Here is a 13,360-nt window from a genome sequence, read left to right on the forward strand (position 1 = left end):
GCACCTCAAGCGCTGGCGAAGACGATCACGCGCCTTCCGTCAGTGCCCGGATAGTCGGCAAATTGCGCCAGTATCCCTTTGCGTCCATGCCGCAACCGAAGACATACCGGTCCGGCACTTCAAAGCCGCAAAAGTCCGGCCGCAGAGGTTTCGATTTATTGATGAGCTTCTCGCACAGCACAGCAGAGAGGAATTTCTTCGCGCCCATGGCCATGATGCGGTCGCGGATGGCGGCCATGGTTTCGCCTTCATCCAGGATGTCGTCAAGTACCAGCACCACGCGATCTTTCACCGCTTCCGCCGGCGCTACACGCCACTCCATCTTGTCGCCACCTTTGGTCGTGTTCCGATACCGCGTCAAGTGGATGTAATCGAACTCGAGCGGGAAATCGAGATGCGGCAGCAACATGCCGGTGAACACAGCCGCGCCGCCCATGACGGACAGCACGAGCGGGAACTCTTCGCCCGTGCTCGCGCCAATGGCTTTCGCCATGCTTTCGATCGACGCGGTCACGTCTTGCGCCGAAACGATCTCTTCGGAGTGGCTGAAAATGTGGAGTGCTTCTTCGCGATTCATAAGGGCAGGCGGCGAGGGTGTAGAGCTAAAAATAGGGGAAACGAGGCGCTAAGCGCCACATCATAAACCCGCGTTCCTCGGTGAAAACGCGGGTCGTAAAAAATCAAACCTGAGCCGAAATAAAAACTTTAACGCATGCCCGGCATCATGCCCTTCATGCCGCGCATCATTTTCTGCAGATTGCCACCCTTCAGCTTTTTCATCATGCCGCGCATCTGCTCGTATTGAGCGAGCATACGGTTGACTTCCTGGACCTGCACGCCCGCGCCCGCTGCAATACGGCGCTTGCGCTGCGCCTTGATCAGATCGGGTTTCGCGCGCTCCACCAGCGTCATGGAATTGATGATGCCTTCCATCCGGCGCATCTGTTTTTCCGCGACGCCCATGTTCGCGCCCGCGGCAGCTTGCTGGAATTGTGCCGGCAGCTTGTCCATCAGCGACGACAAACCGCCCATGTTCTTCATCTGCGCAAGTTGCGCGCGGAAGTCGTTCAGGTCGAAATCACCGCCTTTCTTGACTTTATCGGCGAGTTTTTGCGCGGCCGCGCCATCCACGCCTTTCTGCGCTTCCTCAACCAAAGCGAGAATGTCGCCCATGCCGAGAATCCGGTTCGCCATCCGGTCCGGGTGGAAAACTTCTAGCCCGTCCAGTTTTTCGGCGACACCCACGAACTTGATCGGCTTGCCGGTGACATGACGCACTGACAGCGCCGCGCCACCGCGTGAATCGCCGTCCAGCTTGGTCAGCACCACGCCGGTCAGCGGCAGGGCGTCGCTGAACGCCTTGGCGGTGTTCACGGCGTCCTGGCCAAGCATGGCGTCGACCACGAACAGCGTTTCCGCAGGCTTCAGGATCGCGTGAAGCTCGGCGATTTCCTTCATCATCGCTTCGTCAATACCGAGGCGGCCGGCCGTATCGACGATCAGCACGTCATGGAAATGGCGTTTCGCCCAATCCACCGCCGCGCGGGCGATATCCGCCGGTTTTTGATCCGGCTCCGACGGGAAAAAATCCGCGCCGACCTGTTCGGTCACCGTTTTCAACTGCTGAATAGCGGCCGGACGATACACGTCGACGGACACCGTCAGCACTTTTTTCTTGTGCTTCTCGCGCAGCAGCTTGGCGAGCTTGCCCGACGTGGTGGTTTTACCCGCGCCTTGCAGGCCGGCCATCAGGATGATTGCTGGCGGCGTAACCGCGAGATTCAGCTCGACGGCCTTACCCTCGTAATCCCCGCCGATAATCGCCGTCAGCTCGCGCTGCACGACGCCGACGAGCGCCTGACCCGGCGACAGGCTGGACAGCACTTCTTCGCCGAGCGCTTTTTCCTTCACCTTCGCGATAAATTCGCGCACAACCGGCAACGCGACGTCGGCCTCGAGCAGCGCCAGGCGTACTTCGCGCAGCATTTCCTGCGTGTTAGCCTCGGTGAGCCGGGCTTCGCCGCGCAGCGTCTTGACGACGCGCGCCATCCGTGTAGTGAGTGTGTCGAGCATGGGAGCGTGTGGAAAGTGCGGCCGGGTGCCGGATAACAGTAGGTAACGGGTAACGGCGTCCTGGCGGCTCTAGTTCCAGGCAAGCTGGCAAGAGGGGGAAGACGTCGCGGCTTCAGGGGCTGGTGTAAACTTCGAACATGGATATTGTACTGTATGCCCTCACTGCGCTTCTCTACGGCGGACTTGCCGTAGCCGGCTGGCGCGCGCATCGCAACACGGCTGTCGAGCCGGCGCTGGCGGGCATGCCTGCCGGAATGAACGCCGGCATGGCCGACTCCATGCAGAGTGGCCGGGCATCGAAGGCGTCGGGCATGAGTACGATAGGGCGCGCGTTGCTGGGCGTCGCGTTGCTCGTGCATGGCATCTTGTTGCACACCACCATCTTTCCGCAGAACTCGATGGTGTTCGGTTTCGCCTTCGCGCTCTCCGCCATGTTCTGGCTGGGCGCGGGCATCTACTGGATAGAGAGCTTTTTCTTCCCGCTCGATGGCTTGCGGCTGCTCGTGCTTCCGCTTGCGTGCGTGGCCTCGGTGATGCCGCTGATTTTCGGCGGCGTGCGTGTGCTGCCTTATGCCGCCGCGCCCATGTTCAAGCTGCATTTCCTGATCGCGAATATTGCGTACGGGCTGTTCGCGATTGCCGCGCTTCACGCCATCCTGATGCTGATGGTGGAAAAGCGCTTGCAGAACATGCGAGGGACGGCTACGCGGCATACGTCGAATAGCTGGGTGTCGAGCTGGCTCGATACCTTGCCGCCGTTGCTCACGCTGGAAAAATTGTTGTTCCGGCTGATCTCAGCGGGCTTCGTGCTGCTGACGCTCACGCTTATATCGGGTGTCGCGTTCAACGAACAACTCGTCGACAAAGCGTTCAAACTCGATCACAAGACGGTTTTCGCCATTTTGTCGTGGCTGATGTTCGGCGCGCTGCTGACCGCTCGCCGCGTGTCGGGCTGGCGCGGCCGCGCTGCGTTGCGCTGGGTGCTCGCTTCGTTCGTCGCGTTACTGCTTGCTTATGTGGGCAGCCGCTTCGTGTTCGAGGTGCTGCTGCATCGCGCGGTTGTTTGACGTAGTCGTCTGAATCCCTGGGCTTTTATTGCCTCTACTATTAGTAAGATCATGCGCCAACTTCTCCTGCTGATATTTGTGTTCTTTGCGAGCCAATGGCTGTTCAAGAAGCTCAAGCGCGCTCAAGCCGGCGCGGGCCCGCAAACGGGCGGCGCTGCAGGGGCGACACGCGCCTCGCGTGGCCCATCAGCCTCCGGCGGCGTACCTCAACTCCCCGATCCTCTAGTGCGCTGCGCGGAATGCGGCGTGCATACGCCTAGCGGCGAAGCGATTGTCGTGGCCGGGCATCGCTTCTGTTGCACCGATCACGCCCAGCGCTACGCCACTCATCCCACAGGCCGCGACGCTCGATGAGCGTGACCGCTTTGATCGATGCCGACGGCTGGTACACGGCCGCGCATCGGCTGCCGTCTCCGAACTTCGAAGCGCGACCGGGCGGGATTGAGCCAACGCTCATTGTCGTTCATAACATCAGCTTGCCGCCCGATGAGTTCGGCGGCAGTGCTATCGCCGAGTTCTTCCAGAACCGTCTCGATCACGACGCTCATCCGTACTATGACCACTTGCGCGGCATGCGGGTCTCGTCGCATTTCGTGATTCATCGCGATGGCCGCATCGAACAATTTGTGTCGTGCAACGAGCGCGCATGGCACGCGGGCGTGTCGAGCTTTCTCGGGCGCGAGCGATGCAACGACTTTTCGGTGGGTATCGAACTGGAAGGCAGCGATCGATGTGCGTTCGAGGACGCGCAATATTTGTCGCTCAATGAGGTGGTTCAGGCGGTCACACGGCGCTATCCGATCGAAGCAATCGCCGGTCACTCGGACATCGCGCCGGGTCGTAAAACCGATCCTGGCCCGTACTTCGAATGGTCGCGACTGCAACGCGATACACAACTCCCGCTTCAGTATTTTCCCTATCTCGGCGACGTTTGATTCGCTGCTTGTTCACACCTGATTGAGTGCGTTGCCGCGTGAGTCACTGAGCCGCGACAACGCACCATGTCTCGCCATCGTCGTCTGCGTTCCCGCCAGTCTTGCCTCATCGCTTGCAACGGATTGGACCAGCTTTCATTTTGCATTGCGGCGAGTTTGCGTGCGTTCGCAGCACGTTGACGCGCTTTCCCTTATCCGACTTTGGCATTTCAAAAGTCAACCCTCTGAGGCCATTCTTCAGCAAATAAAAGTTTTTGAGACTGTGCGGAATGCCACTATACTTGGTGCTCAGAGACGTAATTCGCACTAGATGTTGTGTTGTCCGGGCGGCGCCCCGCTCATAGAGCCGGCGCCGCAAGCTTGTCCGGCCATAGAAGAAAACACCGGATAAGCGACTGATTTGTCGCGTAAAAACAGTCGGCATTCAGTTTGAAAGACCGAGGCAAACAGGCGTAGCGAGAGAGGTTGTCTTCGTCGGTTTGAAGTGTATCGGCCCATGAAAAAACCAGGGGACCGAGCGCAAGAACGGCACCGGCAATTTTCCCGAATAAGTCTTTTTCAATTTCATCGTCGTGCGCGGTTGGCAAAAGCAGTGAACAGCAACAAAGCAGCAACCAGCAGCCACCGCGCGCGGCACGCATCTCAATCCGCGGACGTTCCGCACCATCGAACACCTGGAGATTTGCACATGCAAACCACCGACAACGCCACGACTTCCTATGAGGGCGCCTCCGTGCGGCCCATGGGCGCACAGAGTCAGCCGAGCGCCAGCGCGCTCGCGCCGGACACCACACTGGCCGACTACAAAGTCATCCGCCGCAACGGGACCGTGGTGTCGTTCGAGCCGTCGAAGATCTCCATCGCAGTGACGAAGGCGTTTCTGGCCGTGAACGGCGGCCAGGGTGCTGGCTCGGCGCGCGTGCGCGAACTCGTCGAACAACTGACGCAGAGCGTTATCCGGGCGCTGGTTCGCAGCCGTCCGAACGGCGGTACGTTCCATATTGAAGATATCCAGGATCAGGTCGAACTCGCGCTGATGCGTGGCGGCGAGCACAACGTGGCGCGCGCATACGTGTTGTATCGCGAGAAGCGCACGCAGGAACGCGCGCACGCACCGGAAACGCGCGCGAATGCGCTTGGCATCAACGTGATCGACAACGGCGTGTCGCATCCGCTGGATCTGGACGCGTTGAAGGCCCGCATCAATGAAGCGTGCGTGAATCTCGGCAGCGAAGTGAACGCCGACCCGATCGTCGCGGAAACGGTGAAGAACCTGTACGACGGCGTGCCGATGGCGCAAGTCTATGACTCCGCCATTCTCGCCGCGCGCACCATGATCGAAAAGGATCCGGCGTACAGCCAGGTCACCGCGCGCATCTTGCTGCACACCATCCGTCGCGAAATTTTGGAAGAAGACGTCTCGCAAGGCGAAATGGCCACGCGCTACGCTGAATACTTCCCGCTGTTCATCAAGCAGGGCGTGGAAGCGGAACTGCTCGACGAAAAGCTCCAGCAGTACGACTTGAAGCGCCTGGGCGCTGCGCTCGACGCCGACCGCGACCTGCAATTCGGCTATCTCGGCCTGCAGACGCTGTATGACCGCTACTTCCTGCACAACGAAACCAAGCGTATTGAACTGCCGCAAGCGTTCTTCATGCGCGTTGCAATGGGCCTGGCGCTGAACGAAATCGACCGCGAAACGCGGGCGATCGAGTTCTACAACGTGCTGTCGAGCTTCGACTTCATGTCGTCCACCCCCACGCTGTTCAACTCCGGCACGCGCCGTTCGCAGTTGTCGTCGTGCTATCTGACGACGGTCGCCGATGACCTCGACGGTATCTATGAAGCGCTGAAGGAAAACGCGCTGCTGTCAAAGTTCGCGGGTGGCCTGGGCAACGACTGGACGCGTGTGCGTGCACTCGGTTCGCACATCAAGGGAACGAACGGCAAGTCGCAAGGCGTCGTGCCGTTCCTGAAAGTCGTGAACGACACGGCTGTGGCGGTGAATCAGGGCGGCAAGCGCAAGGGTGCGGTGTGCGCGTACCTGGAAACGTGGCATCTGGATATCGAAGAATTCCTGGAACTGCGTAAAAACACCGGTGACGACCGTCGCCGCACGCACGACATGAACACGGCGAACTGGATTCCCGACCTGTTCATGAAGCGCGTTCACGAAAACGGCGACTGGACGCTGTTCTCGCCGGCAACCTGCCCGGACCTGCACGACCTGTTCGGCGCACCGTTCGAAAAAGCCTACGTTGCGTATGAAGAGAAGGCCGCACGCGGCGAGATCAAGCTGTTCAAGAAGGTTCCGGCCGCGCAACTGTGGCGCAAGATGCTGGGCATGCTGTTCGAAACGGGTCACCCGTGGATCACGTTCAAGGATCCGTGCAACATCCGTTCGCCGCAGCAGCACGTGGGCGTTGTCCACTCGTCGAACCTGTGCACGGAAATCACGCTGAACACCAGCGACACCGAAATCGCCGTTTGTAATCTCGGCTCGGTGAACCTGGTCGCGCACATGAAGACGCAGGCCGACGGCACGCTCGCCCTCGACCACGACAAGCTCAAGCGCACCGTTAGCGTCGCCATGCGCATGCTCGACAACGTGATCGACATCAATTACTACGCGGTTGCCAAGGCGCGTAACTCGAACCTGAAGCATCGTCCGGTCGGTATGGGCATCATGGGCTTCCAGGACTGCCTGCACTTGCTGCGCACGCCGTATGCGTCGAAAGAAGCCGTTTCTTTCGCCGATACCTCGATGGAAGCGGTCTGCTACTACGCTTACTACGCATCGACGGAACTGGCGCAAGAGCGCGGCCGTTACTCGAGCTATCGCGGCTCGCTGTGGGACCGCGGCATTCTCCCGCAGGATTCGCTGAAGCTGCTGGCCGAAGCGCGCGGTGGGTACGTGGAAGTGGACGACAGCTCGGCGATGGACTGGACCGAACTGCGTTCGCGGATCGCCAACTACGGCATGCGCAACTCGAACTGCGTGGCGATCGCTCCGACCGCGACCATTTCGAACATCATCGGCGTGTCGGCATGTATCGAGCCGACGTTCCAGAATTTGTACGTGAAGTCGAATCTGTCGGGTGAATTCACGGTCGTGAACGATTACCTGGTGCGTGACCTGAAGGAACGCGGTCTGTGGGACGAAGTGATGGTCTCGGACCTGAAGTACTTCGACGGCACGTTGTCGCGTATCGACCGGGTTCCGGCTGATCTGCGGGCAATCTACGCAACGGCGTTCGAACTGGACGCGACCTGGGTGGTGGAAGCTGCATCGCGCCGTCAGAAGTGGATCGATCAGGCGCAATCGCTGAACATCTATATGGGTGGCGCGTCGGGCAAGAAGCTCGACGAGGTCTACAAGCTGGCGTGGCTGCGCGGTCTGAAGACCACGTATTACCTCCGCACCATGGCCGCAACGCACGTCGAGAAGTCGACTGTGGCTCACGGTCAGCTGAACTCGGTGCCTTCGGGTAACTCGGGGAACGGCGAGGGCGGTGCTTCAGGCGCGAACGGCAACGGTTTCGGCTCGCAGGGTTCGCATGGGTCGTCGACGGGTGGTTTTAACGCCGCTGCGGTTGCGGCACCGGCGATTGTCTCTGCGGCCCAAGCAGAGGCCGATGGTCCGGTCTGCATGATGCGTCCGGGCGATGCCGGGTTCGACGAGTGCGAGGCTTGCCAGTAAGAGCTAGAAGGCTACAGGCCGATGCAATCGGCCTGTACTTCAGGTAGTGCTAGAGAGTCGAGGCCGGTACGACACGGCTGTTCTTTCCACAACGGAAGGGGCGGCGGGTTCGGAACCGGCCTTTTCTATTTGTGCTCGCTGAGTTCCGGTAGCCGCAGCGTTTGAAACTTGAGTCGCGGTGCTCTCAAGCGGTTGCCCTTTCCGCAATCGGCTTGGGCGATCGGATTCGGAGCGAGCCTTTTGTATTGACGCTCGCTGAGTTCAGAAGCTTTACGCCGTTTGAAATCCGAAGCCGGTACCGAAGATGCATTCGCTGTTTCGACAACGGACCGGGCTGGCGAATTCAGGGCTGGCTTTCCAATATGCATCGACACCGCCGTTCCGAGGCGCCGCGCATCCGCTTCACCCCCGCGTTCCCCTCGATATCTCATGCCCCGCGTTCTGTGCCAGCTTCGCGGTAATCGGAATCGAAAGAAACGAAAACAATCCAACGACCACGAACGCCGGCCAGAAATCCGACCAGACGATCTGCGGATGCCCCTGCAGGTCATGCGAAATCTGCAGCGCGATCCCGCCGACCGTCACGCCCAACCCCAGCGACACCTGCTGGATAAAACTCCCGAGACTCGTCGCGCGACCCACATCGCGGCTTTCGATCTCGGCATACGTCAGCGAGTTGAGGCTCGTGAATTGCAACGCCGGGAAAAAACCGCCGAGCAGCACGACGGCCCAGATGACCCACGTCGGCGTGCCCGGATAGAACATGCCGCAAGCGGCGATCGCGATGCCCGACAGCGCCGCGTTCACCATCAGCGTCTGCCGGAAGCCAAACCGGTGCAGCACGCGCGACGCAAGCGAGCGCATGAACATGCCGCCGAACGCCGACGCGCAGGTGATCGAGCCGGACTTGAACGCGCTCATGCCGAGGCCTTCCTGCATCGCGAGCGGGAGCAGGAAAGGCACCGCGCCCAAGCCGATGCGAAACAGCGACCCGCCCACGACACTCGCCTGGAACGTCGGCACGCACAGGAAGCGCAGATCGAGGAGCGGCAGTTTTACGCGTCGTGAGTGCAGTAAATACACGATGAAGAAGGCCATGCCGGCGAGCGCCATGGCTGCAGCTGTGCGATTAGAAACCAGCTCGCCGCCGATCAGCGAGAGCCCGAGCAGAAACAATGTGCCGCCGCTCGCCGATAAAAAGAAACCGAACCAGTCGAGCGGTCCGGGATGCGGCTCGCGTGCGTTACCGATGTAACGGTTGGTCAGGTAGATGCCCAGGATGCCGATCGGGATGTTGATGAAGAAGATCAGGCGCCAGTGCAGATAGGTGGTGATGAACCCGCCGAGCAGCGGTCCGACCGCGGGGCCGAACATGGCCGGCAGCGAAAGGTAGTTCATCGCGCGGATGAATTCTGAGCGGCGTACCGAGCGGAAGATGATGATCCGGCCGACCGGCACCATCATCGCGCCGCCTACGCCCTGGACGAAGCGCGCGAGCGTGAACGGGATCAGCGAGGTGGACGCCGCGCACAAGAGGGAGCCGGCGACGAAGATACCGATAGCGAGTCGAAAGATGGTGCGCGCGCCGAAGCGGTCGGCGACCCAGCCGCAGATCGGGATGAAGACCCCGAGGCCGAGCACATAACTGGTGACGGCAATCTTCAGCGTGACAGGATCGCGGCCGAACGCTTTGGCCATTTCGGGGATCGCGGTGACGATGACGTTGGCATCGACGCTTTCCATGAACATCGCGCAGGCGACGATGAGAGGGGCAACGAAAGCTTTGATGGCTAGCGACATGGAGAACGGAAGGGGATCTCTTCGCGGCGGGAAGCTGGGATTATGGCATCGATATCATGACAGCGACATCGCGAAGTGCCGTGATGAGCGACGCTTGTGCGGCGCTCGAGCGTCATTCGGCGACGATAAAACTCGAGGAGAACGACGATGGACCCGGAAGATTTGCAGCGTCTTGTCACGCAGAAAATGCCCTATGGAAAGTACAAGGACCGCTTGATCGCGGACCTGCCTGGCCACTATCTTGCGTGGTTCGCACGTGAGGGTTTTCCTGCAGGACAACTCGGCCGGCTGCTCGCGCTGATGCACGAAATCGATCACAACAACTTGCGCGAACTGCTCACGCCGCTGCGCGAAAAACGAGGTTGAAAAGCCGCGTGCAAGCGGCTGCTGCGGGGTGATTCATGCGTGCATCCAGTGACCTCGCAGCCGCATTTTCACGCTCGAAATCTGCTCTTGCATGACGTATTCGTTTGTACTATAGGTAGTCGTCACGGGCGCAAAACACCCAATATTTTGTGGTTTTGCCTTTGCGATGACGGCGTCGAGTGCTACACTTTCGACATGGAAACGAGACGCGCGGCGTAACGTTTTCCGCAGCAAGACGCGTGTAATCGCGACCGCGGCGCAACGGTTTTTAGAGAGTCGGGAAGCACTCGAAAAGCGGGTTGAAGCGGGTCGTTGAAGCGCATGATCCGCATTCTCACTCGACCGGTTTGAACGAGTCGCGAGCAGCACTTAACGGGACGATGCGCACTGCGCCGAGATGAGAGATGCACCAGGTTTTCATCGAAGCAATCACGCAGTGAAAGTTGTTCGATCTCTCGCTTTAACTTCCACGCTTTTCTACCTCGCAAATTACGCACGCAACACGATTCACAGCAGAGCCGAACGATGCAGGCGCTCCAAGCAAAAGCAACGCGGAACGAGCTTGAAGAAGCACCGAACAAGCACTGCATCGAACACGTTCATAGAGACTTCGCATGAAGCTTCAAGCAGTGAGCTCGACGCAAAGTGTTGTATGCAAGTAGCAGCGTCAACACTAAAACAGGATTTTTATGAGCAAGCTCTTTTATCGCTCATGGAAAGATGGTACAAACCGATCTAAATTGATGGTGAGAATTTATGCTCAACTGGGATGACGAGACCACTGCCGTAACTCCCTCGAACGGTTCGCAACACAACATGTTGCGCAACCCGGCGGGTCAGGTTGCCGGCGTCAGCCAAGCATCGCGTGCTGCAGCTCCAGGCACTTCGCACGCGGCCACTCAAGTCGCCGGTCATGGCGTTCTTCAAGCGGCTCATCAAACGTCAGCGGCACCGAATATTTTTGCGAGCGACTTCGTTGCTCCCGCAGCACCCAGCGCCAGCGACATCGCAGCAGCAAGTGCGAAGCGGGTGAATGTGGCGGACAAGCGCATCATCAACGGCAAGACCGACGTGAATCAGTTGGTGCCGTTCAAGTACAAGTGGGCGTGGGAAAAGTATCTGGCGGGTTGTGCGAACCACTGGATGCCGCAGGAAGTGAACATGTCGCGCGACATCGCGCTGTGGAAAGATCCGAACGGTCTCTCCGACGACGAACGCCGGATTGTGAAGCGCAACCTCGGTTTCTTCGTGACGGCGGATTCGCTCGCCGCCAACAACATCGTGCTCGGGACGTATCGCCACATCACGGCGCCCGAGTGCCGGCAGTTCCTGCTGCGCCAGGCGTTCGAGGAAGCGATCCACACGCACGCGTATCAGTACATCGTCGAATCGCTGGGTCTGGACGAGAGCGAAATCTTCAACGCGTATCACGAGGTCGACTCGATCCGCGCGAAGGACGAGTTCCTGATTCCGTTCATCAACACGCTGACCGACCCGGCCTTCACGACCGGGACGCTTGAAGCGGACCAGAAATTGCTGAAGTCGTTGATCGTGTTTGCTTGCGTGATGGAAGGGCTCTTCTTCTACGTCGGCTTCACGCAGATCCTGGCGCTGGGTCGCCAGAACAAGATGACGGGCGCGGCGGAGCAGTATCAATACATCCTGCGCGATGAGTCGATGCACTGCAACTTCGGCATCGACCTGATCAACCAGATCAAGCTGGAAGAGCCGCAACTGTGGACGCCGGAATTTCGCGCTGAGATCCGCGAGATCTTCCAGGAAGCCGTCGAGCTGGAATACCGGTACGCAGAAGACACGATGCCGCGCGGCGTGCTCGGTCTGAATGCTTCCATGTTCAAGAGTTATTTGCGTTTCATCTGTAACCGTCGTTGCCAGCAGATCGGCCTCGACCCGCTGTTCCCGAACGAAGAAAATCCGTTCCCGTGGATGAGCGAGATGATCGACTTGAAGAAGGAACGCAACTTCTTCGAGACGCGAGTGATCGAGTATCAGACCGGCGGCGCGCTGACTTGGGAATAAGCGAGAGCTAGCGGCAATGGACGCATTGCCGCAACGAATCAAATGCAGACCAGGCGCTCACAGAGGGCGTCGAGTAGACGGGAAGAATGGCAAACCGGCGCCATTGCGTGCGATCACGATTGCGCGCGCGCCGGCCAACAGGTTTAGGAGAACGGTCGCCTGATGCAAAGTGCGCCTTGTGGCTTAACAGCCCAAATAGATGACAGGCGTTTTGCGGACCCTTTAGTGGGACGGGCAAACTTCCCCCCGAAATATGCCGTCGGCAGCGCCGACGGCCCGATCAAGCGATTGCCGGCACCTTCTTCTGGTGCTGACTTAATTTGGCGCGCTGTGCCGTGTGGCACCGCGCGCCTTGCCGTATTCATTAGCGTAAGCAGGCTCCATCAGCGTACGCCGATGAATAATCCGCTTCGCAGCGTGCGTCCTGAGAAGCCCACGCGGGAAGCGGGTTTTGACGAAGGGTGTTGTTTGAACTGACTCTCATCTTGAAACCTGAAGGAGAAAATGATGGCATTAGCCAAGAAGTCCGTCGCAAAGAAAGCTGCAGCGAAACCGGCTGTTAAGAAAACGGCTGCCAAGAAGGCAACGGTCGCGAAGAAGGCACCGGCAGCCAAGAAAGTTGCAGTGAAGAAAGTTGCCGCCAAGAAAGTCGCAGTGAAGAAGGTCGCGGCTAAGAAGGTTGCAGCCAAGAAGGCGCCGGCGAAGAAAGTTGCCGCCAAGAAAGTTGCAGTGAAGAAGGTTGCAGCGAAGAAGGCTCCTGCGAAGAAGGCAGCGGCTAAGAAGGTTGCCGCCAAGAAGGCGCCTGCGAAGAAGGCTGCTGCTAAAAAGGCGCCTGCCAAGAAGGCTGCGGCCAAGAAGGCCCCTGCCAAAAAGGCTGCCGCTAAAAAGGCCGCTGCTAAAAAGGCGCCTGCTAAGAAGGCACCTGCCAAAAAGGCGGCCGCCAAGAAGGCTGCGCCCGCCAAGAAGGCTGCCCCTGCTGCGAAGAAGGCTGCCGTAGCTGCTGCTCCGGCTGCGGCTCCTGCTGCAGCGCCCGCTCCGGTTGCTAAAAAGGCTCCGGCCAAGAAGGCTGCCGCTGCGAAGAAGACGGCTGCTGTAGCACCGGCGACGACGGCAACGACACCTGCGGCCCCGGCTGCAACGGTCAAGACGGCGTTGAATCCGGCCGCTGCATGGCCGTTCCCGACGGGCAGCCGCCCGTAAGCGCAGGCTGTAACGCAGTACTTCGACACACGCGATGTGTCTCGTGACCGTGTAATGCTACGCGGTCCAAAACCCGCTCCCGGTGGTTCGCCGGCAGCGGGTTTTTTTATCGACCGTGACAGGGTGACATGGACCGGGGCAGCGGCGGTGCGTTGCCCTCAGTACTCCCAACGCCGAAC

General features: G+C 59.6%; 11 protein-coding genes. 8 read left to right on the top strand and 3 right to left on the bottom strand.

Annotation, left to right across the window (positions count from 1 at the left end; translation table 11 throughout):
- Window positions 1–25: 25 nt before the first annotated feature.
- Window positions 26–577 carry a hypoxanthine-guanine phosphoribosyltransferase gene (locus tag GSQ93_RS12480; protein ID WP_158935967.1) on the bottom strand — a complete coding sequence of 184 codons (552 nt, stop codon included), beginning with the start codon at window positions 575–577 and terminating at the stop codon, window positions 26–28.
- Window positions 578–705: 128 nt separating this feature from the next.
- Window positions 706–2,073: a signal recognition particle protein gene (gene ffh / locus GSQ93_RS12485; protein WP_158935969.1), complete on the bottom strand. Its 1,368-nt coding sequence runs from the start codon at window positions 2,071–2,073 to the stop codon at window positions 706–708.
- A gap of 137 nt (window positions 2,074–2,210) precedes the next feature.
- On the opposite strand from ffh, the gene ccsA reads away from it, so the two are divergent.
- The 4 genes from ccsA to GSQ93_RS12505 all read left to right on the top strand — a co-directional run bounded on the left by ccsA (window position 2,211) and on the right by GSQ93_RS12505 (window position 7,775).
- The gene (gene ccsA, locus GSQ93_RS12490; protein WP_158935971.1) at window positions 2,211–3,140 is read left to right on the top strand and encodes an inner membrane protein YpjD; all 930 of its coding nucleotides are present in this window, start codon (window positions 2,211–2,213) and stop codon (window positions 3,138–3,140) included.
- A 51-nt stretch (window positions 3,141–3,191) separates the two neighbouring features.
- Window positions 3,192–3,494 carry a PP0621 family protein gene (locus tag GSQ93_RS12495; protein WP_158935972.1) on the top strand — a complete coding sequence of 101 codons (303 nt, stop codon included), beginning with the start codon at window positions 3,192–3,194 and terminating at the stop codon, window positions 3,492–3,494.
- The gene (ampD, locus tag GSQ93_RS12500; protein ID WP_158935974.1) at window positions 3,491–4,075 is read left to right on the top strand and encodes a 1,6-anhydro-N-acetylmuramyl-L-alanine amidase AmpD; all 585 of its coding nucleotides are present in this window, start codon (window positions 3,491–3,493) and stop codon (window positions 4,073–4,075) included. The genes GSQ93_RS12495 and ampD overlap by 4 nt, the downstream gene beginning before the upstream one ends.
- Before the next feature lie 688 nt (window positions 4,076–4,763).
- Complete coding sequence (locus tag GSQ93_RS12505; RefSeq protein WP_158935976.1) at window positions 4,764–7,775, top strand: ribonucleoside-diphosphate reductase subunit alpha; 3,012 nt, start codon at window positions 4,764–4,766, stop codon at window positions 7,773–7,775.
- Between the two features lie 402 nt (window positions 7,776–8,177).
- Here GSQ93_RS12505 and GSQ93_RS12510 read toward each other — a convergent pair whose 3' ends face one another.
- Window positions 8,178–9,575 carry an MFS transporter gene (locus GSQ93_RS12510; protein WP_158935977.1) on the bottom strand — a complete coding sequence of 466 codons (1,398 nt, stop codon included), beginning with the start codon at window positions 9,573–9,575 and terminating at the stop codon, window positions 8,178–8,180.
- A 147-nt stretch (window positions 9,576–9,722) separates the two neighbouring features.
- Between GSQ93_RS12510 and GSQ93_RS12515 the strand changes: the two genes are divergently transcribed.
- The 4 genes from GSQ93_RS12515 to GSQ93_RS12530 all read left to right on the top strand — a co-directional run bounded on the left by GSQ93_RS12515 (window position 9,723) and on the right by GSQ93_RS12530 (window position 13,181).
- Window positions 9,723–9,941, top strand: coding sequence for a DUF3820 family protein (locus tag GSQ93_RS12515; protein ID WP_158935979.1), 219 nt, complete (start codon window positions 9,723–9,725; stop codon window positions 9,939–9,941).
- A gap of 756 nt (window positions 9,942–10,697) precedes the next feature.
- Entirely contained in the window at window positions 10,698–11,981 is a 1,284-nt protein-coding gene (locus tag GSQ93_RS12520) for a ribonucleotide-diphosphate reductase subunit beta (RefSeq protein ID WP_158935981.1), read from the top strand.
- A 162-nt stretch (window positions 11,982–12,143) separates the two neighbouring features.
- Complete coding sequence (locus GSQ93_RS38075) at window positions 12,144–12,458, top strand: hypothetical protein (RefSeq protein WP_158935983.1); 315 nt, start codon at window positions 12,144–12,146, stop codon at window positions 12,456–12,458.
- Window positions 12,459–12,488: 30 nt separating this feature from the next.
- On the top strand, window positions 12,489–13,181 hold the full coding sequence (locus GSQ93_RS12530; RefSeq protein WP_158936114.1) for a histone H1-like repetitive region-containing protein: 693 nt from the start codon (window positions 12,489–12,491) through the stop codon (window positions 13,179–13,181).
- Window positions 13,182–13,360: the final 179 nt, after the last annotated feature.

The organism is Burkholderia sp. S171 (assembly GCF_009766085.1).
In the GTDB taxonomy this organism is placed as follows: Bacteria; Pseudomonadota; Gammaproteobacteria; order Burkholderiales; family Burkholderiaceae; genus Caballeronia.

What these genes read in the sequence shown, in the direction of transcription:
- ccsA (WP_158935971.1), top strand. Translation starts at nt 2,211, where the DNA reads ATGGATATTGTACTGTATGCCCTCACTGCGCTTCTCTACGGCGGACTT.
- GSQ93_RS38075 (WP_158935983.1), top strand. Translation starts at nt 12,144, where the DNA reads ATGCAAAGTGCGCCTTGTGGCTTAACAGCCCAAATAGATGACAGGCGT.
- GSQ93_RS12505 (WP_158935976.1), top strand. Translation starts at nt 4,764, where the DNA reads ATGCAAACCACCGACAACGCCACGACTTCCTATGAGGGCGCCTCCGTG.
- GSQ93_RS12515 (WP_158935979.1), top strand. Translation starts at nt 9,723, where the DNA reads ATGGACCCGGAAGATTTGCAGCGTCTTGTCACGCAGAAAATGCCCTAT.
- GSQ93_RS12530 (WP_158936114.1), top strand. Translation starts at nt 12,489, where the DNA reads ATGGCATTAGCCAAGAAGTCCGTCGCAAAGAAAGCTGCAGCGAAACCG.
- GSQ93_RS12520 (WP_158935981.1), top strand. Translation starts at nt 10,698, where the DNA reads ATGCTCAACTGGGATGACGAGACCACTGCCGTAACTCCCTCGAACGGT.
- ffh (WP_158935969.1), bottom strand. Translation starts at nt 2,073, where the DNA reads ATGCTCGACACACTCACTACACGGATGGCGCGCGTCGTCAAGACGCTG.
- GSQ93_RS12495 (WP_158935972.1), top strand. Translation starts at nt 3,192, where the DNA reads ATGCGCCAACTTCTCCTGCTGATATTTGTGTTCTTTGCGAGCCAATGG.
- GSQ93_RS12510 (WP_158935977.1), bottom strand. Translation starts at nt 9,575, where the DNA reads ATGTCGCTAGCCATCAAAGCTTTCGTTGCCCCTCTCATCGTCGCCTGC.
- ampD (WP_158935974.1), top strand. Translation starts at nt 3,491, where the DNA reads ATGAGCGTGACCGCTTTGATCGATGCCGACGGCTGGTACACGGCCGCG.
- GSQ93_RS12480 (WP_158935967.1), bottom strand. Translation starts at nt 577, where the DNA reads ATGAATCGCGAAGAAGCACTCCACATTTTCAGCCACTCCGAAGAGATC.